At 64.6% G+C, this 25,461-nt stretch carries 26 protein-coding genes and 1 tRNA gene; 18 read left to right on the top strand and 9 right to left on the bottom strand.

Features of this window, described 5'->3' with window-relative positions; genetic code table 11:
- Window positions 1-44: 44 nt before the first annotated feature.
- Genes GTP45_RS13720 through GTP45_RS13730 form a run of 3 tightly spaced genes read right to left on the bottom strand, consistent with a single transcriptional unit; the run spans window position 45 to window position 1,640 of the window.
- On the bottom strand, window positions 45-680 hold the full coding sequence (locus tag GTP45_RS13720; RefSeq protein WP_161014449.1) for a DsbA family protein: 636 nt from the start codon (window positions 678-680) through the stop codon (window positions 45-47).
- The gene (locus GTP45_RS13725) at window positions 677-889 is read right to left on the bottom strand and encodes a 2-hydroxymuconate tautomerase family protein (protein ID WP_161014450.1); all 213 of its coding nucleotides are present in this window, start codon (window positions 887-889) and stop codon (window positions 677-679) included. Before GTP45_RS13725 ends, GTP45_RS13720 begins: the two co-directional genes overlap by 4 nt.
- A 16-nt stretch (window positions 890-905) precedes the next feature.
- A complete protein-coding gene (locus GTP45_RS13730) occupies window positions 906-1,640 on the bottom strand; it encodes an SDR family NAD(P)-dependent oxidoreductase (protein WP_161014451.1) in 735 nt (244 codons plus the stop codon).
- A 113-nt stretch (window positions 1,641-1,753) separates the two neighbouring features.
- Here GTP45_RS13730 and GTP45_RS13735 point away from each other — a divergent pair, with 113 nt between their 5' ends.
- The 4 genes from GTP45_RS13735 to GTP45_RS13750 all read left to right on the top strand — a co-directional run bounded on the left by GTP45_RS13735 (window position 1,754) and on the right by GTP45_RS13750 (window position 5,848).
- Entirely contained in the window at window positions 1,754-2,683 is a 930-nt protein-coding gene (locus GTP45_RS13735; RefSeq protein ID WP_161014452.1) for a LysR family transcriptional regulator, read from the top strand.
- Window positions 2,684-2,769: 86 nt separating this feature from the next.
- Window positions 2,770-4,065, top strand: a complete 1,296-nt coding sequence (locus GTP45_RS13740) for a sugar MFS transporter (RefSeq protein WP_161014453.1) — start codon at window positions 2,770-2,772, stop codon at window positions 4,063-4,065.
- Between the two features lie 191 nt (window positions 4,066-4,256).
- The gene (locus GTP45_RS13745; protein ID WP_161014454.1) at window positions 4,257-5,204 is read left to right on the top strand and encodes a 5'/3'-nucleotidase SurE; all 948 of its coding nucleotides are present in this window, start codon (window positions 4,257-4,259) and stop codon (window positions 5,202-5,204) included.
- Between the two features lie 8 nt (window positions 5,205-5,212).
- Window positions 5,213-5,848 (top strand): hypothetical protein, encoded by a 636-nt coding sequence (locus GTP45_RS13750; protein ID WP_161014455.1) that lies wholly within the window; start codon window positions 5,213-5,215, stop codon window positions 5,846-5,848.
- Window positions 5,849-5,850: 2 nt separating this feature from the next.
- Here GTP45_RS13750 and GTP45_RS13755 read toward each other — a convergent pair whose 3' ends face one another.
- The 3 genes from GTP45_RS13755 to bcaP are packed head-to-tail and all read right to left on the bottom strand — an operon-like array spanning window position 5,851 to window position 9,996.
- Window positions 5,851-7,095: a TetR/AcrR family transcriptional regulator gene (locus GTP45_RS13755; RefSeq protein WP_161014456.1), complete on the bottom strand. Its 1,245-nt coding sequence runs from the start codon at window positions 7,093-7,095 to the stop codon at window positions 5,851-5,853.
- Between the two features lie 12 nt (window positions 7,096-7,107).
- Window positions 7,108-8,565: a carboxylesterase/lipase family protein gene (locus GTP45_RS13760; protein ID WP_217363355.1), complete on the bottom strand. Its 1,458-nt coding sequence runs from the start codon at window positions 8,563-8,565 to the stop codon at window positions 7,108-7,110.
- Window positions 8,566-8,607: 42 nt separating this feature from the next.
- Window positions 8,608-9,996, bottom strand: a complete 1,389-nt coding sequence (gene bcaP, locus GTP45_RS13765) for a branched-chain amino acid transporter BcaP (protein ID WP_161014458.1) — start codon at window positions 9,994-9,996, stop codon at window positions 8,608-8,610.
- Window positions 9,997-10,097: 101 nt separating this feature from the next.
- Here bcaP and GTP45_RS13770 point away from each other — a divergent pair, with 101 nt between their 5' ends.
- The 7 genes from GTP45_RS13770 to GTP45_RS13800 all read left to right on the top strand — a co-directional run bounded on the left by GTP45_RS13770 (window position 10,098) and on the right by GTP45_RS13800 (window position 15,616).
- Window positions 10,098-11,015: an ROK family protein gene (locus GTP45_RS13770; protein WP_161014459.1), complete on the top strand. Its 918-nt coding sequence runs from the start codon at window positions 10,098-10,100 to the stop codon at window positions 11,013-11,015.
- Window positions 11,008-11,739: a copper homeostasis protein CutC gene (locus GTP45_RS13775; RefSeq protein ID WP_161014460.1), complete on the top strand. Its 732-nt coding sequence runs from the start codon at window positions 11,008-11,010 to the stop codon at window positions 11,737-11,739. The genes GTP45_RS13770 and GTP45_RS13775 overlap by 8 nt, the downstream gene beginning before the upstream one ends.
- An 82-nt stretch (window positions 11,740-11,821) precedes the next feature.
- Window positions 11,822-12,481, top strand: a complete 660-nt coding sequence (locus GTP45_RS13780) for an amino acid ABC transporter permease (RefSeq protein ID WP_161014461.1) — start codon at window positions 11,822-11,824, stop codon at window positions 12,479-12,481.
- Window positions 12,481-13,152: an amino acid ABC transporter permease gene (locus tag GTP45_RS13785; RefSeq protein ID WP_161014462.1), complete on the top strand. Its 672-nt coding sequence runs from the start codon at window positions 12,481-12,483 to the stop codon at window positions 13,150-13,152. The genes GTP45_RS13780 and GTP45_RS13785 overlap by 1 nt, the downstream gene beginning before the upstream one ends.
- A 1-nt stretch (window position 13,153) precedes the next feature.
- Window positions 13,154-13,885, top strand: coding sequence for an amino acid ABC transporter ATP-binding protein (locus tag GTP45_RS13790; RefSeq protein WP_161014463.1), 732 nt, complete (start codon window positions 13,154-13,156; stop codon window positions 13,883-13,885).
- Between the two features lie 13 nt (window positions 13,886-13,898).
- Window positions 13,899-14,819: an isoaspartyl peptidase/L-asparaginase gene (locus GTP45_RS13795; protein ID WP_161014464.1), complete on the top strand. Its 921-nt coding sequence runs from the start codon at window positions 13,899-13,901 to the stop codon at window positions 14,817-14,819.
- 11 nt (window positions 14,820-14,830) lie between these two features.
- A complete protein-coding gene (locus tag GTP45_RS13800; protein ID WP_161014465.1) occupies window positions 14,831-15,616 on the top strand; it encodes a transporter substrate-binding domain-containing protein in 786 nt (261 codons plus the stop codon).
- Here GTP45_RS13800 and GTP45_RS13805 read toward each other — a convergent pair.
- Complete coding sequence (locus tag GTP45_RS13805; protein WP_161014466.1) at window positions 15,606-16,604, bottom strand: LacI family DNA-binding transcriptional regulator; 999 nt, start codon at window positions 16,602-16,604, stop codon at window positions 15,606-15,608. The two genes, GTP45_RS13800 and GTP45_RS13805, sit on opposite strands and share 11 nt — an antisense overlap.
- A 616-nt stretch (window positions 16,605-17,220) precedes the next feature.
- Window positions 17,221-17,313, bottom strand: a tRNA-Ser gene (locus GTP45_RS13810).
- 311 nt (window positions 17,314-17,624) lie between these two features.
- Between GTP45_RS13810 and GTP45_RS13815 the strand changes: the two genes are divergently transcribed.
- The 7 genes from GTP45_RS13815 to GTP45_RS13845 all read left to right on the top strand — a co-directional run bounded on the left by GTP45_RS13815 (window position 17,625) and on the right by GTP45_RS13845 (window position 24,463).
- Window positions 17,625-18,608 (top strand): GlxA family transcriptional regulator, encoded by a 984-nt coding sequence (locus tag GTP45_RS13815; protein WP_229258455.1) that lies wholly within the window; start codon window positions 17,625-17,627, stop codon window positions 18,606-18,608.
- Between the two features lie 224 nt (window positions 18,609-18,832).
- Entirely contained in the window at window positions 18,833-20,971 is a 2,139-nt protein-coding gene (locus tag GTP45_RS13820) for a xanthine dehydrogenase family protein molybdopterin-binding subunit (RefSeq protein ID WP_161014467.1), read from the top strand.
- 16 nt (window positions 20,972-20,987) lie between these two features.
- Window positions 20,988-21,443, top strand: a complete 456-nt coding sequence (locus tag GTP45_RS13825) for a (2Fe-2S)-binding protein (protein ID WP_161014468.1) — start codon at window positions 20,988-20,990, stop codon at window positions 21,441-21,443.
- Window positions 21,440-21,967, top strand: a complete 528-nt coding sequence (locus GTP45_RS13830) for a hypothetical protein (RefSeq protein ID WP_174821656.1) — start codon at window positions 21,440-21,442, stop codon at window positions 21,965-21,967. The genes GTP45_RS13825 and GTP45_RS13830 overlap by 4 nt, the downstream gene beginning before the upstream one ends.
- Window positions 21,968-22,012: 45 nt before the next feature.
- Window positions 22,013-22,732, top strand: coding sequence for a hypothetical protein (locus GTP45_RS13835; RefSeq protein WP_161014469.1), 720 nt, complete (start codon window positions 22,013-22,015; stop codon window positions 22,730-22,732).
- Window positions 22,733-22,750: 18 nt separating this feature from the next.
- Window positions 22,751-23,308, top strand: coding sequence for a response regulator transcription factor (locus GTP45_RS13840; RefSeq protein WP_161014470.1), 558 nt, complete (start codon window positions 22,751-22,753; stop codon window positions 23,306-23,308).
- 9 nt (window positions 23,309-23,317) lie between these two features.
- Complete coding sequence (locus tag GTP45_RS13845; RefSeq protein WP_161014471.1) at window positions 23,318-24,463, top strand: M48 family metalloprotease; 1,146 nt, start codon at window positions 23,318-23,320, stop codon at window positions 24,461-24,463.
- Here the strand turns inward: GTP45_RS13845 and GTP45_RS13850 are convergent.
- A complete protein-coding gene (locus GTP45_RS13850; RefSeq protein ID WP_161014472.1) occupies window positions 24,451-25,410 on the bottom strand; it encodes a GlxA family transcriptional regulator in 960 nt (319 codons plus the stop codon). The two genes, GTP45_RS13845 and GTP45_RS13850, sit on opposite strands and share 13 nt — an antisense overlap.
- Between the last annotated feature and the right edge of the window lie 51 nt (window positions 25,411-25,461).

Below are 25,461 nucleotides of genomic sequence, written 5' to 3' on the forward strand. Positions count from 1 at the left end.
AAAGCGCGGCGCCGTTGCCGGCGCCGCGCTGAGGGTTTACCGCTTTAAGCTGCGAGGCCGCGCTGGGCGATTACCCGCTGCAACTGCTGATCCAGTTGCGCCGCATGGGCATAGCCGCCACTGACTTCGAAAATACCTTGGTCGGTATCGAGCAGCAAGGCCGGGAAGCTGCGCACGCCCAAGGCGCGGGCACGTACAAAGTCGGCCTTGGTTTGCACTATAGTGTCGTGTTCTTCCCACACTTGCAGCACCTGCTCCGCGTCCAATTGCAGCTGCGCCGCTACCACCTCGGCCAGCACGCGGCCATTGGTGGTGTCACGCCCGTCAACATAGAATGCGTTCTGCAAGGCGCGGAACACGGCCAGCAAATCAGCTTGCGGCGCCAGCTTGCGCGCGGTGACGACGGCACGGCAAATCGGCTCCGTGTCGTAGACAAAGTTCTCACGCGCCATCAAGGCAGCGCGGTTGAACGGCAAACCGCTCTGCGCCTCTACCCTTGCCCAGTGCCCAAGGCGGAATTCCTTGCCCGCCTGATCGAGCACATCGGTAGCGCCAGCGCGCACGCCGCCGACGATGATTTCCAGATCCAGCTCAGGGTGCATAGCCATCAGCTCGGTCATTTCCTTGCCGAAGCCATAGCACCACGAGCACATGGGATCGCCCACGTACAGCAACTTCATTTTGCCGCCTTCTCGCGTTTGCGGCGCGAGGTGATGTTTTCGCGGTTCACGCCCCAGTTGTCGGTCTCCACTTCGTCGATGATGACGAAGGTGGTGGCTGGGTCTTTGTTCAACACGCGCTGCAGCAAATCGGTCGAACCTTCGATCAGTTGCTGTTTCTGTTCAGCCGTCACGCCTTCATTGGTAACGCGGATATTTACGTATGGCATGGTGTTCTCCTTTGATTTACCAAGTACCAGCGCTACCGCCGCCGTCGACGGGCAGGATGGTGCCGGTGGTGAAGTTCGATTCAGTCAGGTACAGCACGGCGTTGACCACGTCGTCGGTCACGCCGGTGGTGCCGGTTGGCGCCAAGGTGCGGAAGAAGGACTGGGTCGCCTCATCCTCGCTGTGCATCGGGGTGGCAATGATGCCGGGCGCCACGGCATTGACCTTGACGTTGGACGCCGCCAATTCAATCGCCAGCGCCTTGGTGGCGTTGTTCAGGCCGCCCTTGATCAGCACTGGCAGCAGGGCCGGCACTTTCACGTTCGGCTGGATCGCAATGCTGGCGGTGATGTTGACGATATGGCCCGACTTGTTGGCGCCCATGTGCGCAGCCGCTTGCTGCGATGGGAAGAACACGCCTTTCAGGTTGGTGTTGAGAATATCGTCCAGATCTTGCTCGGTGTAGTCGGTGGTCGGCTTGGCGATGAAGATGCCGGCGTTGTTGACCAGGATATCGACCTTGCCAAAAGCGGCCACGGCACGCTCGAACAGCGCTTTGGCGGTTTCCGGCTTGGCGATATCACCCGGCACCAGCACGAAGTTGGCTGGATTGCCCAGCTTGTCGGCCGCCGCTTTCAGGCGCTCGATGGTGCGGGCGTTGCCGACCACGTTATAGCCGCGCTTCAGGTAAGCCTCGGCAACCGCAAAGCCGATGCCGCTCGATGCGCCAGTCACAATAACAGTCTTGTTCATGATGTTTCCTTTCAGGGTTTTAAGAAGGTGAAGCCATCTTACTTTTGCGCAGTACCTTGATAAACAGCCTGAAACACAAGACAATTGCTACACCATGTAATGAATAGACCGCCATGAAACGCCAATTTGATGATGTGCTACTCGGTAGCATCGAGCTGTTCTGCCTTGCCGCCGAGCTTTCCAGCTTTACCGCCGCCGCCACTGCGGCTGGGGTGACGCCGGCTGCCGTCAGCCGTTCCGTCTCGCGGCTGGAGGAGCGCCTGGGCGTGCGCCTGTTCGTGCGCACCACGCGCCAGATCCGCCTGACCGACGGCGGCCGGCTCTACTTCGAGCAATGCCGCCAAGCGCTGTCGCAGCTGACCGAGGCCGAACGCCAGATCACCGGCGCGCAGGTCAAGCCGTCCGGCCCGCTGCGCATCAGCGCGCCGACGCCGTATGCACACTACCGCCTGCTGCCGCTGCTGGGCGAATTCCGCCGCAAGTATCCCGACGTCACGATCGACATCCACGTCAGCAACCGCAACATCGACTTTGCCGACGAGGGCTACGACCTGGCGATCCGCGGCCGCGCGCCGGCCGATTCCAACCTGATCGCCCGCAAGCTGGAGGACGCCGAACTGGTGCTGGTGGCCGCCCCCGCCTACCTCAAGCGCGCCGGCACGCCCAAATCGCTGGATGACCTCAGCAAGCACGAATGCATCCAATTCGACCTGCCCAGCACCGGCAAGCGCATTCCATGGCCCTTCATGCGCGACGGCGCGGTGCTTGATCTGGTCACCGAGGGCGGCCTCAGTTGCGCGGAGGATGTGCTGGGCATCGTCACGCTGGCGCGCAGCGGCGCGGGCGTGGTGCAGACCTACCGTTTCATCGTCGAACAGGATCTGGCCAGCGGTGCCCTGCTCGAATTGCTGCCGCAGCACGGCGGCACCTCGCGCCCCTTCATCCTGCTGTACCCGCATGCGCGCCACCTGTCGCTGCGGGTGCGGACTTTTGTCGATTTCATCGTGGCCAGGCTGAATCCGGGCCGAGCTATATCCAAATGATATCGATCTTGGTTTTTTTGGCATTGGAGATCAGGCCAGCCCTGCTATAGCATGAGGGCTTAACTAAACTAACAGAGACGTTCCCGATGCCAGCACCACTCCCCGCCACCGCTAACGCGGTGCAGCCGCAGTCCCATTCCACCAGTAACCGCGCCGTGTTGTCCCTGCTGACCAGCCTGTTCTTCACGTGGGGTTTCATCACCGTTATCAACAATACGCTGCTGCCGCACCTGCGCAGCGTGTTCGATTTGAACTACACCCAGACCACCTTGATTGAGTCGGTGTGGTTTATTGCCTACTTTTTTGCCTCGATTCCCTCGGCGCGCCTGATTGAGCGGGTGGGTTATCAAAAATCCATGGTGATCGGCCTGTGCATGATGGCGGTCGGCGCCCTGCTGATGATTCCAGCCGCGCGCCTGCCGTCCTACGGCGTGACGCTGGTGGCGCTGTTCGTGATCGCTTGCGGCATCACCTTGCTGCAAGTGTCGGCCAATCCATACGTGGCCGTGGTCGGCTCGCCGCAGACCGCGTCGGCGCGCCTGAACCTGGTGCAGGCGTTCAACTCGCTGGGCGCGACGCTGGCGCCGCTGTTTGGCGCTTACCTGATCCTCGGCCGTTCCGCTTCCGGCACCGCCGAAGCCGGCCATGTGCTGACCCAGGCTGAAAAGCTGGCCGACGCGCAAGCTGTGCAACTGCCTTACCTGATCGTCGCGGCCGTGCTGGTGATCCTGGCGCTGGTGATTGCGCGCTTCCCGATGCCGGCCATGCACCACAACACCAGCCGCGTCTCGGGCGACGAGCGCAAGCAGATGTCGCTGTGGAAGCATCGCAACCTGGTGTTCGGCATCCCGGCCATCTTCATCTACCTGATTGCTGAAATCGGCGTGGCCAACCTGTTCATCAACTTCACCGCGCAGCCGGAAATCGGCGGCCTGAGCCACGAGCAAGGCGCGCATTACCTGTTCCTGCTGTGGGGCGGCATGATGGTGGGCCGTTTCATCGGCGCATGGGCCATGAACAAGACCACCGCCGAGCGCGTGCTGGCCTTCTGCGCGATCGGCGCGTTTATCGTCATGATGATCGCGACGCTGGGCACTGGTAGCGTGGCGATGTGGGCGCTGATCTCGGTCGGCCTGTTCCACTCGGTGATGTTCCCGACCATCTTCACGCTGGGTATCAAAGGCCTGGGCCCGCTGACCGAGGAAGGCGCCGGCCTGCTGATCATGGCGATTGCCGGCGGCGCGCTGGTAGTGGTGCAAGGCTGGCTGGCCGACACCGTCGGCCTGCAAACCTCCTTCCTGCTGACCGCCGCCTGCGAACTGTACGTGCTGTTCTATGCAGTGTGGGGCTCGAAAGCCACCAACGCCTTCCCTGAGCAATAAATCTCGTTCCTTCCAGTCCAAGATGCCCGCCTCGTGCGGGCATTTTTTTTGACATAGATTCAGTCAATAAATCGTACAACTGTATTTTTTAGCCATCCATATAGCAAATTTATATCGTACAGATGTCATAACGCCGTCATAAAGTTTTCTTATCCTCACGGTTTTTCCACGTTGAGAGAGCAAGCAAATCCATGAAACGTTTAGCCATCAGCGCCGCGCTGGCCTTGTGCGCCAGCCCTGCCTTTGCCCTGAATATCGTCCTCGTCAATGACGATGGCCTGACCAGCAACACCAAGGCTTTGTATGAAGAACTGAAGGCCGCCGGCCATTCCGTGATCGTATCCGTACCGTGTACCGGCCAGAGCGGCCGCAGCGCCGCCATCGTGATGTACAGCGCCACCACCGTCATCCCGGACAACGACAAGACCCAGATCGAAGCCGAAGGCGGCTGCCACAACGGCGCCGCCCCTACCGGCGCGCCGGCCGTGGGCCCGTTCACCAAGAGCGGCTACACCAACGGCGATTACAACTACGTACACGGCACGCCAGTGATGGCGACCATGTACGGCCTCGACGTGCTGGCGACCGCGCGCTGGGGCAAGGCGCCGGATCTGGTACTGTCCGGCCCCAACGAAGGCCAGAACGTCGGCAAGGTGGTGATTAACTCGGGCACCATCGGCAACGCCCAGTTTGCCGCCGGTCGCGGCATTCCCGCCATCGCGCTCAGCGCCGGCACCGATACCGTCGACAACACCAGCCTGGCCGCCGCCGGCTCCAAGACCGTGGCGCAATTGAGCGTCAAGCTGATCGCCGCGTTGCAAGCGAAGGCTGGCAGCTCGGCCCTGCTGCCAGCAGGCACCGCACTCAACGTCAACTTCCCGAACGGCGTCAGCGCCAGCAGCCCATGGTCGTTCTCGCGCATCGGCACCTACGATACCTATGCGCTGAAATTCAGCAGCGCCGCGCCATGGGGCTTGAGCGGCTCGCTGCCGCCAGCCGCTACTGCCGATCAAGCTGAAGATGAAGCCGTCGTCTACAAGACCAAGATTGCGGTCAGCGCCATGCAAATCGGCTACGAGCACCGTCCTGCCGGCCAGCAGTGGCTGCGCTTGCGCCTGCGTGACCTGTTTGCCCAGTGAGCCGCGCCATGAACCGTCACCTTACCCTCGCGGCCTGCGCAGCCGCCCTGCTGCTGAGCGCTTGCGGCAGCGATAACCAAGCCGCCAAGCCGGTGGTCAAAGTGACCGACCTGGCGGCCGGCATGTACGCCGTCAGCTCGGGCGACGCCGCCAACCCAACCGCAGGCCGCTACTATTCGGCCGCCGATGGCAGCCGCCTGCTGGTGCTCAACAACAGCGCGCAGCAAGCTACTGCCCTGTACCGCCGCGATGCGGGCGGCAGCTGGCAAATGACGCCAGCGCCAACGCAAGACATCTCGCTGGAACTACTGAACAGCACCGCGCTGACCTCGTCTGTACTCAACTTCGCAGCCATTACGCGCAGCTACACGGTGCGACTTTCGAGCGGCGCGGCGGCGGCGTTCAGCGTTAATGCCAGTGGTGAGATCGTCGCTGGTAGCACCAGCTGCAAGCTGTCCGGCAAGCTGGCCACGTCGCCGCTGCCGAACACGCTGAAATTGTCGTTGGTAGCCTCCGCGTGCGGCGACCTGCCGTCTCAGTCGGATGGATATCTGGTGGTTGATAGCGACTATGCGCCAGCCGCTTTCCGCCTGCTGGCCTACAGCGGCAGCACGCCGCTCGAATTGTGGGCTTACGCCGAGTAAGTTCAGGTTTGGTTTTGCTGTAGCCATTGCGCCGCTGCCCCAAAGGCAGCGGCCACCGTCTGCTCGGACGCCTCGCCGGCCGGCTCAGTGTTGGTGAGTCCCGTCAATCCCATCGAGATCACTTGCGCGCACAGCGCATCAATGCCGCGCGCCTGCGGCAAATACTTCAGGAAGACTTTCGCCAGATTGTTGCCGCGCCGGCTGCGCATGTCGGCCGTGTAGGTGGCCAGCTCCGGCATGTGCGTGGCCGCCAGCGCGACGGCGAAATTGGCGCGCGCCAGATCCAGCTGCTTGCCGTCGCCCTCCACCCGCAAGCGCTGTAGTTCGCTCAGGCTGTCGGCATCAACGGCAAAACGGATATGTGCGACGATCGATTCCAGTCCCGCAATCACTAAATCGCGCTGGGCCGGATAGCGGTAGCTCAGCGTGGTGTGCGGAATGCCGATATCGCTGGCGATGGCGCGATGGGTCAAGCCTTGCGCGCCTTGCGCCGCCAGCCGCCGGCCGCAAGCGCGCGCGGCCGGCGCATCCCAGGCGGGAGCGCGTGCATCGGGCTTTTCATCATGCAGGCCTTCAATCTGCATCTGCCCTAGCAGCAAAGCAAACAGCGCGCCGTCGCTATCCTCGCCCCGGCTGGCGAGGCCGCCGGCAAACAGGCGGCGCAAGCACAGCCGGCGCAGCATCCGGTAAGACGTCACAGGGCCTAACGCAACGCTGTACGCCAGCTCGGCCACGACATAGCCATACCACCAGCCGCACTTCACCAAGGCCGGCATCAGCGCAGCGCGATCGGCGAACTCTTGCCAGAAACGGCGCCGCTCGCTCGACCAGGCGGCAAATGCCGGTTGCAGCGATGCGTCCCACGTGCAGACGTGCAGCAACTCAAGATATAGCAGCGACAAGGCGCGCTGCTGTATGGCCAACTCGTCCAACATGGTCTCCGCCAGCTCGGCGGCGAGGGCTGGCGAGAACGGGCCCAGTTCGGAAAGCAACGAGCGCCAGCGCGCCATTTCGCGCTGGTCATGCAGGCGGGCGGCATCGCAAATGGCGGCCATGACGTCGGCGCGCGCGCCGTAGTGGCTAGTCAGCACGGTCACCGACACGCCGAGCGCTTCCGCCAGCGGACGCAGGCCCAGCCCAGCCAGCCCTTCGCTACTGACGAGACCGCAAGCGGCCGCCAGCAAGGCCTCGGCCTGCGGGGCTTTACGGGATTTTCTGGCGGGGATAGGCTCTGGTAACGACGACACTAGCAGCTACGCTTATTCAAATAGGGAAAACTCGGGCAAGCGGTCTTGCGCTTCGCCGATGCGGACGATGGAGGAACTGGCGCCGTTAAACGCTGGCCAACCCGGCAGGCTGCCGGTGCGGGCGAATTGCACCCAGGCGTCTGCCATACGCGCCGCCACCCGGCGATCCGCCGCGCTCCATGGGCGTTGGTCTTGATCGAGGTTGTCGAACACGTAGCGGATTTCCGCGCCGTGGCCGGCGCCGCAGCCGTAGCCGCACGGCGTCAACGGCTCGGCGGGACGATGGGTGAAGTAGTAGACGTAAGCCTTGGCGTGGCCGTACTTGGCTTGCAGCCCGGCCCAATACACTTTGCGCCAGCCCCACCAATCGGAGGTCAATTGTTCGATTGCAGCCTTGGCTTGCGCATCGGTGGCGGCGGGATAGGCCGCGAGCAAGGACTCGGATGGTGCGCGGCCCAGCAGCTTGGTTACCAGTTCCTTGTAGCGCGCCGCAGTGAACTCGCTGGTGTTGAGAATTTCCGGCGCAAGATCACGGCCTTCCTGCGCATTCCAGCCGACCAGCAGCGGCACGTCGTTCTGATGATGATTGCGATACAGGCTGGTTTGGTCTTCGCTCAGCACGCGGCCGTCAACGCTCACGCGCGCGCTCCATGGCTGCTTGTGCAAAGTCTCAACGCTCATGGCGCGCAGCGCGGCCAGGTCTTTTGCGCCGACGGTCTTGGCCAAGGCCACGCCGGTGGCTTCCACGGTTTTTTGTTCGTAGGCGCTGCGTTCGCCGGGATGCATCGGCCAGCCGGCATTGCCGCTTTGGGCGATGGCGCGGTGGAACAGGCCCTTGGCCATCGGCGACGCCATCAGGATGCCGACCGAGATGCCGCCGGCCGATTCACCAAAGATGGTGACGCGACCCGGATCGCCGCCGAAGGCCGCGATATTGTCCTTCACCCAGTGCAGCGCAGCGATCTGGTCGCGCAAGCCCTGGTTGCCGGATTCATCTTTCAATTCGGGATGGGCGAAAAAGCCGAAGATGCCGAGGCGGTAGTTGATGGTCACCACAATGGCGCCGCGCTTGGCGAGGTTGGCGCCGTTGAAGCCCGGCTGCGAACCTGTGCCGCCGTAATAGCCGCCGCCGTGGATCCAGACCAGCACCGGCAGCTTATCGGCCTGCTCCGGCGCCCACACGTTCAGGTATAGGCAGTCTTCACTTTTGGGATCGGTGATCCAGACGGCGGTCTGGGCGCAGGCAGCGGAGAAGCTGGTGGCCTGCCGCACGCCCTGCCACGGCGACACCGGCTGCGGCGCACGCCAGCGCAGCTTGCCGACCGGCGGCGCGGCGTAGGGAATGCCGAAATACGTGTTCACACCATCGGCATGCGCGCCGGCGATCTGGCCGCCGGCGACTTTGATGGGAGAGGTAGGGTGAGCTTGCGCCGTCAGGCCAGAGATACACATTGCGATGAATGCGATCATGCGAAACAGCACCATAAGCTCCCCTCTCCTATCGATGAACGATCAGCCCTTATTCAGCAGCGAATTGTGGCGGGCGTAGGTGAAATATACCACCAAGCCGATCGCCAGCCAGACGGTGAAGGCAATCCACGTCACGGCGCTCAGGAAGATCATCAGCGCGCCGCAGAACACAATGGCCAGTACGGGAATCACTGGCACGCCCGGGCAGCGGAATGCGCGCGGCAAATCAGGACGCTTCTTGCGCAGCACGATCACGGCCAGCGACACCAGGCAGAACGCAGCCAAAGTGCCGATGTTGGCCAGCTCGCCCAGCACTTGCAGCGGCACCAGCGCGCCCAGCAGGCCGAACACGATACCGACCAGCCACGTTGCCACGATAGGCGTACCAGCGCCGTTCAGGGCCGACAGTTTTTTCGGCAGCAGGCCGTCGCGCGACATCGCGTACAGCACGCGGCTTTGGCCGAAGGCCATCACCAGGATCACAGTACTCATGCCCAGGATCGCGCCGAGGTCGACGAAACCGGCAAACCAGTTTTCACCGGCAAATTGCAGCGCCAGCGAGACCGGGTGGTCGATGCCCTTGAACTGGGTGAACGGCACGATGCCGGTCATGATGCCGGTCACGATCACGTACAGCACGGTGCACACGGCCAGTGAGCCGATAATGCCGATCGGCAGGTCGCGCTTCGGATTTTTCACTTCTTCCGCCGCCGTGGTGACGGCGTCGAAGCCGATGAAAGCGAAGAACACCAGGGCCGCCGCGCTCATCACGCCATTCATACCGTACGGCATGAACGGCTGCCAGTTAGCCGGCGCCACGTGGCGCGCACCAACGAAGATAAACAGCAGCACCACGCCAATCTTCACCACCACCATGATGTTGTTGATGCGGGCCGATTCGCGCACGCCCAGCGACAGCATGACGGTCAGCACCATCATGATCAGGAAGGCCGGCAGATTGAAGAAGGTGGTCACGCCCGGAATCGCGCCCGGCGCGGCCGACAGGGCGACCGGGATGTGCAAACCAAAGCCGCTCAGCAGCGATTGGAAGTAGCCCGACCAGCCGACCGACACGGCCGACGTCACCAAGCCGTATTCAAGAATCAAGTCCCAGCCGATCATCCACGCGACCAGTTCGCCGAGGATGGCGTAGCTGTAGGTGTAGATACCGCCGGCCACCGGCAGGATGGACGCGAATTCCGCGTAGCACAGCGCCGCAAAGCCGCAGGCAAACGCCGCCACCACGAACGACAGCGCCAACGCCGGGCCAGCCGTCGTCGCGCCGCTGCCGGTCAGGACAAAGATACCGGTGCCGACAATGGCGCCGATGCCCATCAACACCAGATCGACCGGGCCCAGCACCTTTTTCAGGCCGCCAGTCGCGCTAGCGGCGCGCATGGCATCGAAATCCTTGGTTCTAAAAATACTCACAACTACTCCTCTATTGTTTTCCCTACCGTGCGTGTGGCTAATCTGGCATCCCTTGAACGCCAAAAACGCGGCAGTATGACACAACTGCTATGATTTGCGACATGATTACCTGTTTCGATATCGGTGGCAGTGCCATCAAGTGCGCCGTCGCCACAGCGGACGGCCGGGTCGGCGCCCTGCAGCGCGTCCCTACTCCCGTCAACGACTTTGCCGCGTTCACAGCGGTCATGAAGGCATTGGTGCTGGATGGCGGCCCATCGCGCGGCATCGCCATTTCAATCGCCGGGGTGATCGATCCTGCCGACGGCCGCATCAAGTGCGCCAACATTCCCTGCATCGACGGCCGCGCGCTGGCAAGCGACCTCGCGGCTGCCCTCGGCCTGCCGGTGTGGATCATCAACGACGCCGACAGTTTCGCGCTGGCGGAAGCGCACGCCGGGGCCGGGCGCGGCCATGCCAACGTGTTTGGACTAATTTTGGGCACCGGCGTAGGCGGCGGTCTGGTTATCAACGGCAAATTGATCGCCGGGCCGGGCGGCTTCGCCGGCGAGTGGGGCCACGGCCCGGTGGCGGCGCAGTTTGCGGGCAGGCCGCCGCAAGCGATTCCCCGCTTTGCCTGCGGCTGCGGCCAAGTCGGTTGCGTGGACACGGTCGGCGGCGCGCGCGGCCTGGAGCGCCTGCACCTCGCCCTCCACCAGCAGCCGCTGGACAGTCACGCGATCATCAACAACTGGCTGGCTGGTGACGCCCACGCCAGCCACACCATCAATTGCTACATCGACCTGTTGAGCGGCCCGCTGGCCATGCTGGTCAACACCTTGGGCGCATCGATCCTGCCGGTTGGCGGCGGCCTGGCCAACAGCGCACCGCTGATTGCGCGGCTCGACCAGGCGGTGCGCGCCGCCATCCTGCGCAAGACCACGGCGCCCATCATCGTTCCCGGCCAGTCCGGCACCGAACCGGGCCTGATCGGCGCAGCATGGCTGGGATTGGAACAACTGGGGATCAGCCATGACTGACGCCATCGTGCTGGAAGTCTGCATCGACAGTGCCGACGGCTTGGCCGCAGCGGTGGCCGGCGGCGCCGACCGCATCGAATTATGCAGCGCGCTGGAAATCGGCGGCCTGACGCCCAGCGCCGGCCTGCTGCAGGTGGCCTCGGCCAGCCCGATACCGGTGGTGGCGATGATACGTCCGCGCGGAGGCGACTTCTGCTTCAGCGATGCCGAAATTGCGCAGATGCTGAACGACATCGACGCTGTTGCTGCCGCCGGTCTGCAAGGCGTGGTGCTGGGCGCGTCTCTGGCGGACAACCAGTTAGACCGCAGCACGCTGGAACGGTTGGTGCGCCGCGCACAGCGCCATGGACTGCGCTGCACACTGCACCGCGCCATCGACCTGTGCCCGGACTTGGCGCAGGCGACCCACATCGCCATCGAACTAGGCTTCGAACGCATTTTGACCTCCGGCGGCGCCACCAGCGCGCCGGCAGGCCTGGCTGGCTTGCAGCGCTGCTTCGACGCGGCAGCCGGACGCATCGCCATCATGCCCGGCGCCGGCGTCAACGCCGGCAATGTGTCCTTGCTGCGCGCGCAGTTGCCACTGACCGACATCCACGCCTCCTGTTCGGAACCGCTGCCCCCTGTAGCGCCGCCAGTGCTGGCCCTGGGCTTCGATACCGGCAACCGCCGCCGCACCAGCAGCCAGAAAGTCGCCGCGCTCAAGGCCGCCCTGCTGGCCTGACCCTTGAAATGCAAGCCGGTTTGTGTGACACTCGCCAAGATGCTAGTGAAACCGGTTTCACTTTTGAGTGGGAGCTGCCTGTTTGACGTTCGATATAACGCCTCTTGCGCCTTATTTTGGCGATTTGGCAGCCGGCGCGCGGCTGACCGCGCTCGCCTGCGCGCTCGCCCTTACCGGCGGCTTGGCACTGGGCGTCGGGGCGGCGCTGATGCGTACTGCGGCATCGCCGCTGGCCCGCCGCGCGGCCGAGCTTTACGTCGACATCTTCCGCAACGTTCCCTTCATCGTTCAACTGTTCTTCCTGTTTTACGGCTTGCCTGAAATCGGCGTCGAGCTGAGCGCCTTTGGCACCGGCGTGCTGGCCCTGTCGCTGGCAGGCGGCGCGTTCACTTCAGACGTGATCCGTTCCGGCATCCTGGCGATTGAGCCGGGCGTGCTGGAAGCGGCGCAGGTCAGCGGCCTGTCGCGCTTCACCATTTACCGCCGCATCGTGCTGCCCATCGCCCTGCGCAGCGCGGTGCGGCCGCTGGGCGCCGTGTTCGTCAATCTGATATTGACCTCGTCCATCCTGTCGGCAATCACGCTCAATGAATTGACCGGCAGCGCCAAGATCGTCGCTGCCGACACCTTCCAGCCGTTCGAGGTCTACGCCCTGCTCCTGCTGGCCTACGCAGTGATGACCTGGCTGGTATCGCTGTCCGCCGGCGCCCTGCACCGCCGCCTGAACCGGAATCCCGGCTGATGCGCTACACCGATTTCACCCCACACGATCTGCTGCTTCTGCTGCAAGGCCTGGGCGTATCGGTCGCGCTATTTGCCGCCACCACGGTCATCGGCCTGGCGATCGGCTTGGCCTGGGCCATGCTGCGCTACTACCGCGCGCCGCTGCTGGCGCAACTGGTGACTGGCCTCGCCGAGCTGCTGAAAAATTCGCCGGTGCTGGTGCAGCTGTTCCTGGTGTTCTTCGGCCTGCCGGTGCTGCTGGAAACCGACCTGACGCCGGTGCAGGCCGCGCTCATTACGCTATCCGCCAACACGGCGGCGTTTATCTACGTGATTGCGGTATCGGCCATCGAATCGGTGGGACGCGAGCAACTGGAAACCGCGCGCGTGTTTGGCTTGAGCCGCTGGCAAATCCTGCGCCGCGTGATCGCGCCGCAAGCGGCGGCGTTCGGCCTCGGCCCGCTGGCCGGGCTGTTGATCAACCAGTTGCAGGTGACGTCGCTGATCTCCGTGATCGGCGTGGTTGACCTGACCAAGGTTGGCGCGATTCTCAACCTGCGCACGCTGAAGCCCTTCATCGTCTGGACCGTGATCGGACTGCTGTACTACCTCATGGCGCGGCTGATCGCCAAGGCTTGCGCTGCCGCCGAGACACGTCTGCGCGCACATAGTCAATGGAAGGGTTTGTAGCATGATACTGATCGACGGCGCGACCAAGCGCTTCGGCGCCAACACCGTGCTCAATGGCATAGACCTGCGCATCGCGCCGGGCGAAGTGGTGTCGGTGCTTGGGGCCAGCGGCTCCGGCAAATCAACGCTGATCCGCTGCATCAACGGCCTTGAACGGCTCGACGGCGGCAGCATCTCGGTAGATGGCCACGATGTCAGCGATCCGACGCAGCTGCAACTGGCACGCCGCTGCTCCGGCACGGTATTCCAGATGTTCAACCTGTACCCGCACATGACGGCGCTGCAAAACATCACGCTGGCGCCGATGGAAGTGCTGAAAGTGCCGCGCCGCGAGGCCGAGGAGACAGCGACTGCATTGCTGGCCGCCGTCGGACTGGCGGGCCACGCGCACGCTTTCCCGTCCCAGCTCTCCGGCGGGCAGCGCCAGCGCGTCGGCATCTGCCGCGCCTTGGCGATGAAGCCGCGCTATCTGCTGCTTGATGAAGTCACCAGCGCGCTCGATCCTGAAATGACCGCCGAGGTGCTGGAGATTCTCGCCAAGCTGGCGGCGGACGGCACCACCATGCTGTTCGTCACCCACGAAATCGAATTCGCCCGCCAGATCTCCAGCCGCGTGGTGTTCCTCGACCAAGGCCGCTTGCTGGCCGACCTGCCGACCGTGCAGTTCTTCGCGGCGGATGGCGGACTGGCGCAACCACGCATCGCCCAATTCCTCTCCAAGATGACGAAGTAAAGAAAGCCCACTCATGAAAATGCTGCTTGCAAACGCCGAGGCTTGGCCCGGCTTTGACACCACCGTCGGCCTGCTGAAACAAGGCGGCGCCAGTATCGCCGCCATGGTCAGCGGCATCGCCAAGGTTGAACGCGAAGCCAAAGTGCGCAGTGTCGGCTACGGCGGCTGGCCGAATATGCTGGGCGAGATGGAGTTCGATGCAGGCGTGATGGACGGCGCCACGCGCGACGTCGGCGCCGTCGGAGCGGTGCCGGCTACCCTGCCCGTCTCCGCGCTGGCCTACGAAGTGATGCAGCACCTGCCGCACGTGATGCTGACCGGCGCCGGCGCCCGCCGCTTCGCCAGCGAACGTGGCTTTGCCGTCGACGAGGTGCTGCACCCGGACAGCAAGCGCGTGTGGTGGGAGCGGCTGCAAAAGGAAATGTCGCCGGAGCAGCTGGCGGCCTTCCCCGACATCGCGCTGGCCCCGCTCAGCAACGCGATCACCGATCCCGAACGCGTGCGCGACACCACGGTTTTCCTGGGCCGCGACGCTACCGACAATATCGGCGTGGTTACGTCGACCTCCGGCTGGGCGTGGAAGTATCCGGGACGGCTGGGCGACTCGCCGATTCCCGGCGCCGGCTTTTACGCAGACAGCCGCTATGGCGCGGCCGCCTGCACCCACACCGGCGAGATGACCATGCGCTGCGGGACGTCGCGCAGCATCGTGCTGGCGATGCGCCTCGGGTATTCCTTGCAAGATGCGATCAAACTGGCCGTTGAAGAACTGTCAGAATTGAAGAGCGGCTTCCTGGCTGGTGTGGTCATCCACGCGATCGACGCCAAGGGCAACCACCAGGTGGTCAACTACCGCTGCGAGGAAGAGATCCGTTATTGGTACTGGGACGAACGCATGGCCGCGCCGGAACTGCGCGTTGCCGCTCAAGCTTGAAAGGACAAACTATGCAGCATCGCTTGCAACGTTACGCCGCCGCAGCGGCATTACTGCTGGTATCGGCGTCCGCGCTGGCCGGCCGCATCGAGGAAATCAAGGCGCGCGGCTACGTGCGTATCGGCGTGTCGCTCGGCGGCGAGCCGGTCGGATTTCGCAACGCCAGCAATGAGCCGGTCGGCTACGACGTGGATGTCGCCACGCAGTTGGCGGCCAAGCTGGGCGTGCCGGTGCGCTTTTCCGATGTCTCCAGCGATGCGCGCATTTCGATGTTGATGTCGAAGCAGCTCGACCTGGTGGTGGCCAATGTGTCGATCACGCCGCAACGGGCGCGCGTGGTGGATTTCTCGATCCCGTACAATGTGGCGGGCCTGCGCGTGATTTCGCAGAAAAGCGCGCATGTGAAATCGCTGGCGGATTTGAACGGCAAGCGCGTGGTGGTCGGACGCGGTACCACGGCGGACATCTTCCTGAAGCAATCGGCGCCGCAAGCGATCTTCGTTTATACCGACAACTTCGCGCCGGACGGCGTGCTGCTGCTCCAGCAAAAGCGCGTTGATGCTGGGATCGAGGATTCATCGCTGCTGGACTACCTGGCCAGCAAAAACGAGCAAATGGAGATACTGCCCACCATGTACGGCAACACGCCGATCGGCATCGCCATGGCCAAGGGCGATCCGGCCTTGCTGAAGTTTGTGAACGGTTTCGTGTCGGACTACATCAAGTCCGGCGCTTATGCGGCCAACTACAAGAAATGGTGGGGCAGCAAAACCACGCCGCCGGTGCTCAACCCGTAAGACGGGGAACGAAGCGCGTGGGGACCAGCACTTGGTCGCTGTTTTCGGCCAGGTGCGCAGACTGGCTCAAGATGCGCACGATCTGCGCCACATATTCGCGCTTATCGGCGCCGATGGACGAAATCGGGTAGGCGTCGAACTGCGTCAGCGAGATGTTATCGAAGCCGTACAGGCGGAAGCGTTGCGGCCGGTGCTGCGGGAAATGCTGGCGATGCGCATCGAGCACGCCCATCGCCATCGCGTCCGAGGTGCAGAACACGGCGCCAACGGCGTCCACGTCGATCTGCTGCGCCAGCGCGCGGCCGCTGGCGTATGAGTAGTCCCCCGCCAGTTCTTTTAACAGCGTGATGCCGTGCTGCGCCAGCGCCGCGCGGTAGGAAGCGATGCGGGCTTGTTCGACTAAAGACATGGTGCGCCCCGTCAGCAGCAGCGCGCTGCGCGCGTTCTTGCTCGCTGCATCGGCGACGGCTTCGCGGATGCCGTGATCCTCGTCCATCGTCACCGATGGCGCGCCGGGGGCGTGATGGCCGTTCAGCATCAGCACCGCGTTATTGCGGAACATGCGGCGCACGGTGGCAGCGTCGGCGAAATCGGAAAACACCAGGGCCGCGTCGACGTGGTAGGCCACGCCGTCGCGCAGAAAATTCTCGGCATGCTCGCCGGCGCCAACGCGGATGAAAATCACCTGCTTGCCGATGGCCTGGATCTCGGCCAGCAGCAAGTCGAACAAGTCGAGGTCCGACAGGTCGTGAATGTGGTTGACGAGGATGGCGACGAGGTTGACTGTCTTATTCGCCAGCCCGCGCGCGAGGGAGTTGGGACGGAAGCCGAGCGTCTCGGCCGCGCGCAGCACTCGTTCGCGCTTGTCCGCTGATACGGGCCGCGGTTGCGCCGACAACGCGCGCGACGCGATCGCCCGCGAAACACCGGCCAGCGCAGCAACATCGGACAATGTCGGTTCCGGGGCGGTTTTCAGGGCGTCGGTCATGGCGGGATTATACCTGCCCGTGTTGGATGTGCATGCGTCGCGCGCCCTCGGCGCGCGGGGCTGGCGCTACGCGCCAGCAAAAGGGCGAACTCTCCTATGAAAAACAGGGTCTGAAAAATCCTACCCGCCTGATCTCCCCCTTAAACGCACGCTTTGTAACCACAGGCGCCGTTTGAAGTTGGCGATGACTGGCATCAACAAAGAGAGCATCGTTGTCAATTATTGAAAAACAACTGGAGCTCGCCCGTCAATAACCGCACTCAGCTGAAAATAGCCAATAGCTGAGTTAATAGTTCGATTTTTTCCTACCCTGTTCGTTTGCTCGATGAGTTGACCCACTTAGTTTGACCCGCCTTCCACTGCCTGGCAAACGCTGCCACGCGGTCATATGACCCGCAAGATAAATGGCGGTGAACGGCCCGAGCCACATGCCTGGAAACTGACCGCGACGTCACTGGATGACCTTTCACGCCTGTTGAAGTCCTTTGAGCAGCGCCTCGCGCCAACTAGCGCCGATTAACCAACAGCCAAGGACAGTCAAGCCTTGGGCGCTTCCTAGGCAAAAGGAGGGCACGCCATAAAACGACAAAACCCGCACGAAGCGGGTTGTGTTTCTTGGCGGAAACGGTGGGATTCGAACCCACGATACAGGTTTTGCCCGTATGCTTCCTTAGCAGGGAAGTGCCTTCGGCCACTCGGCCACGTCTCCTAGTTGATTGCTCAACCGTCTTCCCATCAGTGAATGAGTAGACCGGCAGCTTGGTATAGATTGAAACGGGTTTGGTCAAGGTCAACCGCAATGGTGTCGATCCGGCACGCACCACCAGGTCGGAGCTTTCTAGCTTTCATCATTAAAGCTGATAAACTATTAGCGCTTTTCACCCGGCAAGTGCCATTCAGGAACTGCCTGTGACGTCGCTTGCCAGTTCTTTATCGACCGCACGGCATGGGCAGCAACGCCCGCGCCATTGGCCATAACCACGCGGCCCAGCGCCGGGCCAGGCGCCGCCGTAACACATTATGCAGATCGTTCAATCAAAAACCGCCGCCGGCATGACGGCCAAAGTCGCCCTCGTCATCTACCCCGGATTCAATATCCTGGACCTGTCGGTGTTGACCGTGCTCGGGATTGCCAACCACTACGCGCCGGGCAGCTACGCCGTTGAGCTGGTCTCCATGACGGGCGGCATCGTCCGCAGCATGTCCGGGGTCGGGGTGGAAACCACCATTTTCGGGCCGGAGCGCTATGACACGGTGATCATCGCCAGCATGCCCGACCTGCCGCGCCCCAGTCCAGCCCTGGCCGCGCGGCTGCGGCTAGCCCTGTCCCAGTCTCGCCGCGTGGCCAGCATTTGCACCGGCGCCTTCTTGCTCGGTGAAGCCGGCGCGTTCGACGGCCGTGAGGTCACCACCCATTGGCGTTATACGGATGAGCTGATGCACAAGCTGCCGATGGCCAAGTTGGTGCCGGAGAAAATTTTCGTGCGCGACGGTCCGGTCTGGAGTTCGGCAGGCATGACCGCCGGCACCGACCTGGTGCTCGGCATGGTCGAAGCGGACCTCGGCCATGAGGTGGTCAAGCAGATCTGCAAAATCATGGTGCTGCCGCACCGGCGCGCCGGCGGCCAGAGCCAGTTTTCGGTTTTGGCGGAGATCGATCCCAGGCATGAACGGATCCGCCGGGTCCTGAGCTATATCCGCGCCAACCTGCGCGAAGCGCTGACCACCCAGCAACTGGCCGACCATGTCAACTGGAGCGTACGCCACTTCAGCCGCGCCTTCTATGCCGAAACCGGGCTGTCGCCGGCCAAAGCGATCGAGAAACTACGGGTCGAAGCGGCCCAGAACCTGATCGAAAGCGGCCACTCGTCCGCCGCGCGCATTGCCGAGCAAACCGGCTTTGGCGACGAGGAACGGATGCGCCGCGCGTTCCAGCGCGTCCTCGGCACCATCCCGCAAAAAATCGTGCGCGCCGCGCGCACCCGCAAGCTGGCCCAGGTCTGACGCCGGCTGCCGCGGCCCCGCCGCGGCCGCGCCTCCCCTCCTCTCGCCTCGCTGCTCGCCCCGCAGCGCGCCCCACGCGTGTCCTGTTTTGCGGGTTTTCTGGCCGCTTTGTCCAAAGTGCCATTCGTATAATCATTTCCAAGCAGCACTGTTGCTGCTGGCAATGTCTTAGCACGTCCTCCTCGCCATGCCGGCCGTGGCGCCCACCGTACAAGGAACTTCCGATGACCGATCGACGCGCATTTCTCAAAGCCCTGGCTGCCTCCGGCAGCTGTCTCCTGCTCGACGTCGCCCTGCCGGTCGCCCACGCACGCGACCGCGCCGCAGGCGCCGACTGGCGCGCCAATGCCATGGTGCGCATCATGGACGACGGCAAGGTCGTCCTGACCATGCCCTATGTGGAAATGGGCCAGGGCACCTATACCTCGATTCCGATGCTGATCGCCGAAGAGCTCGAGGTGGACCTCGGCGACGTCAGCCTCGAGCACGCGCCGGCCGACGACCAGCGCTATATGAACCCGGCCCTGGGCTTCCAGGTCACGGGCGGCTCGACCACCATCCGCGCCGCCTGGAAACCGATGCGCCTGGCCGGCGCCACCGCGCGCCTGCTGCTGGTGCAGGCCGCCGCCCAGCAGTGGCAGGTCGATCCCGCCAGCTGCCGCGCCGAACGCGGCGTGGTGCTGCACCAAGCCAGCGGCCGCAAGCTCGGCTATGGCGCCTTGGTCGCGGCCGCCGCACGGCTGCCGGTGCCGGCGCCGGACACGGTGGTCCTCAAGCAGCCCGACGCCTTCCGCCTGATCGGCAAAGCCACGCGCCGGCTCGACACCGCCGCCAAGCTCAACGGTTCGGCGCAGTACGGCATCGACGTCCAGCTGCCCGGCATGAAGGTGGCGGCGCTGGCCATCGCCCCGGCCTACGGCGGCCGCCTGGCCGCGCTGGACGACCGCGCGGCGCGCCAGGTCGCCGGCGTGCGCGCGGTGGTGCGGCTCGACGATTGCGTGGCCGTGATTGCCGACCATTACGGCGCGGCGCAGAAAGGCCTGGCGCGGCTGCAGCTGCAATGGGACGACGGCCCCAACGCGCAACTGTCGAGCGCCGACATCGTGGCCGACATGGCGCAGGCCAGCGCGCGCGGCGCCGCCCAGGTGCGCGCCGAGGGCGACACAGCGCAGGCGCTGGCCAGCGCCAGCCGCGTGCTCGAGGCCACCTATGAACTGCCGTTCCTGGCCCACGCGGCGATGGAACCGATGAACTGCACGGTGCACGTGCAGCCGGACCGCTGCGACGTCTGGACCGGCACCCAGGTCATCACGCGCGCCCGCGCCGTGGCCGCCAAGGTCACCGGCCTGCCGGAGGAGAAAGTCACGGTGCACAACTTCCTGCTGGGCGGCGGCTTTGGGCGGCGCCTCGAGATCGACGGCGTCGAGCGTGCGGTGCGGATTGCGCGCGCGGTCAATTATCCGGTCAAGGTCATCTACAGCCGCGAGGAAGATATCCAGCACGATATGTTCCGCCCCTATTTCTACGACCAGGTGCGCGCCGGGCTGGACGCCAAGGGCCGGCCGCTGGCCTGGCAACACCACCTGACCGGTTCCTCGGTGCTGGGCCGCTTCCTGCCGCCGGCCTTCAACAACGGCTTCGATCCGGAGACGGTCGACGGCGCCGCCACGCCGCCGTATGCGTTCCCGGCCATCAAGGTCGAGTACACGCGCCATGAACCGCCGCACATTCCCACCGCGTTCTGGCGCGGCGTCGGCCCGACCCACAATGTGTTCGTGGTCGAAAGCTTCATCGACGAACTGGCGGCCGCGGCCCAGGCCGATCCGCTGCAATACCGGCTGGCCCTGCTCCAGCACAACCCGCGCGCCGCGCGCGTGCTGCAGCTGGCCGCCGAGAAAGCCGGCTGGCAAGGCCCGCGCGCCGGCGCCAGCGGCCGCGGCCTGTCGGTGCAGTTCGCCTTCGACACCTATCTGGCCATGGTGGTCGACGCCCGCCTGATGGACGGCGAAGTGCGGGTCGAGCGCGTGGTGTGCGCGCTCGACTGCGGCGTGGTGGTCAATCCCGACACCGTCAAGGCGCAAATGGAGAGCGCCGTCATCTTCGGCATTTCCGGCGCGCTGTGGGGCGAGATCAGCTTCAAGAACGGCCGCGTCGAACAGAGCAACTTCCACGACTACCGCGTGCTGCGCATGCATGAAACGCCGCACATCGAGAGCCATATCGTGGCCAGCCAGGAAGCGCCGGGCGGCATGGGCGAACCCGGCACCGCCGCCGTGATGCCCGCACTGGCGAACGCCATTTTTGCCGCCACCGGCCAACGCATCCGCAAGCTGCCGCTGGCCACCGCCTTGCAGTCCGCCTAACAGGAGAAACCACCGCATGACTACCTTACACATCAACGGCAAAGCCCTCGCCGTCCAGGCCGAAGCAGACACCCCGCTGCTGTGGGTGCTGCGCGACGAACTGCATATGACCGGCACCAAATTCGGCTGCGGCATGGCCTTGTGCGGCGCCTGCACCATCCACCTCGACGGCCAGCCGGTGCGCGCCTGCGTGACGCCGCTGTCGGCCGCCGCCGGCAAGAAAATCAGCACCATCGAAGCCATCGGCGCCACTGCGGTCGGCCAGCGCGTGCAGCAGGCGTGGGCCGAACTGGATGTGCCGCAATGCGGCTACTGCCAGTCCGGCCAGATCATGGCGGCCGCCGCGCTGCTGCGCCAGATCCCGCATCCGAGCGACCGCGACATCAACCAGGCCATGTCCGGCAATATCTGCCGCTGCGGCACTTATCCGCGCATCCGCGCCGCCATCCACAAAGCGGCGGGCAAGGTATGAAGCGGCTGCTGATCCTGTTGTTGGCCGCCGTCGGCGCGGCACAGGCAGCGCCGACGAACGGCGCCTTGTTCGACCCGATCGCCAGCGTGGTGCAGTCGCCGCGCTGCGTCAATTGCCACCAGGCCGAGGCGCCGCGTCAGAAAGACCAGGGCGTGCTGCATGCCCAGCAGGTGGTGCGCGGCCGCGACGGCCACGGCGCGCCGGCGCTGCAATGCGCCGCCTGCCACCAGGCAGCGAACACGGCGCAAGGCCAGGTGCCGGGCGCGCCCAACTGGCACCTGGCGCCGCTCAGCATGCGCTGGCAGGGACTCGACAAGAAAGGCGTCTGCCAGCAGATGCGCGATCCTGCCCGCAACGGCAACCGCCGCAGCGGCGATCAGGTGATCGAACACATGAAGACCGATCCGCTGGTGCTGTGGGCCTGGAACCCCGGCGCCAAACGCACCACGCCGCCGCTATCGCACGACGAATTTATCAAAGCGCTGCAGCAATGGGCACGCGCCGGCATGCCTTGCCCGGACTGATGCCCCCCCCAACCTCGCAACAACTTCACCCAAGGAGCGCAACACATGAACCCACTGTTGAACCAGATTATCGACGCCCACGGCGGCATGGCGCGCTGGAACAGTTTTACCACCCTGAGCGCGCACCTGTCGCAAGGCGGCATCCTGTGGCCGCTCAAAGGCAAAGGCGGCATGCTCGACGAGGTCGACATCCAGATCCAGCTGCACCGTCCCTGGACCTCGCACCAGCCATTCGGCGCGCCGCAGCGGCGCACCGCCGTCACGCCCGAGCGCGTGGCCATCGAAAGCGGCGACGGCGCTGTGCTGGAAGAAGTGCTGGCGCCGCGCGCCAGCTTCGCCGGCCACCAGCTCGACACGCCATGGAGCGATGCGCAACTGGCCTACTTTGTCGGCTACGCCATCTGGAACTACTTCACCATGCCGTTCACCCTGGCCATGCCCGGCTTTACGGTGGAAGAACTGCCGGCCTGGCAGGAAGGCGGACAGACCCTGCGCCGCCTGCAAGTGACTTTCCCGCCGCAACTGGCCACCCACTGCGCGGTGCAGACCTTCTACTTTTGCGCCGACGGCCTGCTGCGCCGGCACGACTACCAGGTTGACATCGGCGGCGGCGCGCCGGCCGTGCACTACCTGTCGCAGCACGTTCAGGTACAGGGCATCACCATCCCGACCCGCCACCGCATCTATGTGCGCGACGCCGACGGCGGCCACCAGGAAGAACCGCTGGTGGTGTCGATCGACGCCAGCGCCATCGTGCTGGCCTGACGCGAGGGGTCACGATTGTTGTCTGCTTGCCCTCTGAAAGTCCGGATCTGCCACGCCGAGCCGATTGTCAACGCCGGACTGACCGCGCTGCTGGGCAGTTGCCGCCAGCTGGCGGTGATTGCCGATGAGCCCGATGTGATCATCACCGACTACGATGACGGCCTGAAGCGCGCCCGGCTGGGCAAGCATAAAGTCATGATCGTCACCACCCGCGCGCGCGACTGGAATGTGCGTTCGGCGCTGTCGTCCGGGGTGGCGGCCTACTTGCCGCAGCACTGCGCCGCCGCCGAACTGGGCGAAGCGCTGGCGGCGCTCGGCGCCGGCCAGTGCTACTACCAGAAACCGCTGCTGGCGCGGCTGGCCGACACCCTGCGCTGGCTGGACTTTACGCCGCGCGAAGCGCAAGTGCTGGACCTGATGGCCGAGGGCTGCTGCAACAAGCTGATTGCCCGCCAGCTCGACATCGAGGTCGGCACCGTCAAAACCCACATCAAATCGCTGTTCGCCAAACTGGGCGCCACCCACCGCACCCAGGCCGTGGTGATGGCGATCCAGCGCGGCATCGTTTGCCAGTAAGGAGTTCCCATGCCCATGTTTCACGCCGCCGCCAGCGTACCGGCCTACCTGGCGCAACTGCCGCCCGAACTGCGCCAGCGCGCCGCCGACTACACCCATGGCGGCCATTGGATCGTGCTGGCCAGCGCCATCGTGGGGGTGCTGATCAATCTGGCGATCTTGCGCCTGGGCTGGCTGTCGCGGCTGCGCCGGCATTGGGAACGGCGCGGCCCGCGGCCCTGGTCGGCCAGCCTGGTGGTGTTCGCCGCCTACTTCCTGCTGGCCTGGCTGCTGGACCTGCCATGGGCGCTGTATGCGCGCTGGTGGCGCGAAGTCCGGTACGGCCTGAGCCAGCAGCCGGCCGGCGCCTGGCTGGCCGAATCGCTGATCAGCGCCGCGTTTTCGGCCCTGCTGCTGGGGCTGGTGGTGATGCTGCTGTACGCGCTGATGCGGCGCTCGCCGCGGCGCTGGTGGCTCTGGTCCAGCCTGGTCAGCAGCGGCGTGCTGGCGCTGGCCATGCTGCTGGCGCCGGCGGTGATCGAGCCCGCCTTCAACCACTTCCAGCCCTTGCCGGCGGGCTCGCCGCGCGACGCCATCGCTGGCCTGGCGCGGCAGGCCGGCATCGGTCCCGAGCGCATCGTCTGGTATGACGGCAGCAAGCAATCGAACCAGTACACGGCCCATGTATCGGGCTTGGGCGCCAGCGCGCGGGTGGCGGTGTCCGACGCCCTGCTGCGCCAGGCCAGCACGGCGGAACTACGCGCCGTGGTCGGCCACGAAATCGGCCATTACGTCCTGCATCACACGCTGTGGTTGACGCTCGGCTATGCCGTGCTGCTGACGCTGGCGTTCGGGATCGCCCACTGGCGGCTCGGACCGCAGGACGATCCGGCCGGCCTGCCGCGTCTGTCGATCCTGTTCACCCTGTGCTTTTTGCTGTTAACGCCGGTCACCAACAGCATGACCCGGCTGGTGGAAAACCAGGCCGACGCCTATGGCCTGGCGCACGCGCAGGAGGCGGACGGCATGGCCATCGCCCTGCTGCGCAGCGCCGACTACCGGGCGCCGGAGCCGGGGCCGCTGGAGGAATGGCTGCTGTACGACCACCCGTCCATCGCCCACCGCATCCAGCACGCGCTGGACTGGAAAGCCGCAGCTGCGGCTCAGGCCAGGTAGATATGCTCGTTGCGCCGCCGCGCCTGCTGCACAAAAACCTTGGGCGGCTGGCCGTAGGCGCGCAGGAAGGCCCGCCGCAGCCGTTCCTCGTCGCCGAAACCGGTCAGGCCGGCGACGCGGCTCAGCGAAACATGCCCCTGCTCGATCAATTCCTGGGCCGCCTCCAAGCGCAGCTTCTCGATCGCCTTGGCCGGCGCCATGCCGGTCTGGGCCTGGAACATGCGGCTGAAATGGCGCGCACTCCAGTGCGCGCGCGCCGCCAACTCCTCCACGCTGAGATCGCGCTGCAGGTGGTCGCGCGCATACTGCAGCGCATCCTTGATGCGGTCCGAGCTGGGTTCGATCTCGGCAATGGCGGAAAACTGCGACTGGCCGCCGCTGCGCCGATGATAGACCACCATGCCGCGCGCCACCTTTCTGGCCAGTTCGCTGCCGAAATCGTGCTCCACCATGGCCAGCGCCATGTCGATGCAAGCGGTCACCCCGGCCGACGACCAGATTTTGTCCTGTTTCACATAAATCTTGTCTTCATCCACCGTCAAGGCTGGAAACTGTTGCTGCAGGCGCCGGCCGAACGACCAGTGGGTGGTGACCCGCTTGCCATCCATCAGGCCGCTGCGCGCCAGCACAAAGGCGCCGGTGCAGATGCTGGCAATCCGGCGGCTGGCGCCAGCGTTGTCGCGCAGGGTGGCCTCCAGCGCCGGCTGCGCCGCCGGCTCGCCCAGCGCGCCGGCAATCAGCAGGGTATCAAAGCCGCCCCAGCCGATTGGATGGCTGTCCAGCACCACCCCACTCGAACTCCGCACCGGCCCACCCTGCAGCGACAGCGTGGCCAGCGCGTACTGCGGCGCCGGCAACAGGCTGTTGGCGAACTCAAAGACGGTCAGCGCCGCCATGTCGAGGGCCTGGAAGCCCGGGTAAATGACCAGCCCGATACGCTTGCTCATGATGACATCCTATTTACGCAAAAAAACGCATTTTATGCCAAGACTATCTGT

The sequence above is a fragment of the Duganella rivi genome (assembly GCF_009857435.1).
Lineage (GTDB): Bacteria > Pseudomonadota > Gammaproteobacteria > Burkholderiales > Burkholderiaceae_D > Rugamonas > Rugamonas rivi.